This is a genomic window from Shewanella sp. AS16, from assembly GCF_021412365.1.
GTDB classification, from domain to species: domain Bacteria; phylum Pseudomonadota; class Gammaproteobacteria; order Enterobacterales; family Shewanellaceae; genus Shewanella; species Shewanella salipaludis.
Window position 1 is genome coordinate 1 of sequence record NZ_JAKCLK010000217.1, and the last position, 297, is coordinate 297.

The 297-nt window shown below is 44.1% G+C and carries 1 protein-coding gene; it reads left to right on the top strand.

Annotated features, from left to right (window positions below; translation table 11 throughout):
• Window positions 1–49: 49 nt before the first annotated feature.
• On the top strand, window positions 50–297 hold a 248-nt coding region (locus LZP73_RS20070), incomplete at its 3' end, for a hypothetical protein (protein WP_000573213.1).

Consider the following 297-nt stretch of genomic DNA (forward strand, 5'->3'; position numbering starts at 1 on the left):
AACTTTACGGCATCCGGCATTGAGCAATGCTACAACTCTCTGATTAAGAGTGATTGAAACGGAACAAACCATCCCGGAACGAAAAGATAATCCTGCACACAGCAGCAAAACACGCAACAACAGCATGAATGGATTTAAAAACGACATGGACGACGAGAAAAGCCTGAAGGGAAAAGGAGCCACAGAACATTCGAACAAAACACCAGAAATGCAACCAGAACGCTTCCTGGCAATGCAAATCAACAACAACGCCAAAACCTACAGCTTAATCACACAACTCAATCACGGATGCGAATG